The sequence below is a fragment of the Alteromonas sp. LOR genome (assembly GCF_000753865.1).
In the GTDB taxonomy this organism is placed as follows: domain Bacteria; phylum Pseudomonadota; class Gammaproteobacteria; order Enterobacterales; family Alteromonadaceae; genus Alteromonas.
Genome location: NZ_JQFW01000038.1, coordinates 1 through 255 on the forward strand (window position 1 = coordinate 1; position 255 = coordinate 255).

The 255-nt window shown below is 37.3% G+C and carries 1 protein-coding gene; it reads left to right on the forward strand.

Annotated features, from left to right (window positions below):
* Nucleotides 1–57: 57 nt before the first annotated feature.
* Nucleotides 58–255 (forward strand): hypothetical protein (locus JV36_RS19900; RefSeq protein ID WP_235207839.1); only part of this gene is annotated, 198 nt, incomplete at its 3' end.

Consider the following 255-nt stretch of genomic DNA (forward strand, 5'->3'; position numbering starts at 1 on the left):
AGGTAAATCACTCAATTGGTAAATTCGGACTCTCCAACATTTGAACCGTCCACTAATATGACAATGAGTGCAAAGGAGATACAAGGTTTAGCGATTGAACAACCTTTTAGTTATCGAGAACATGTGTTTTCAGTAACATATGGAGGTCAAATATATGCCAGAAGATTTGGCGTAGCATATTCGGATTCAACCATTTTGGTGATACATGGTGTTTTGTCAGATGGATTTACATATAACAAGTTCTCAGGACTCCTA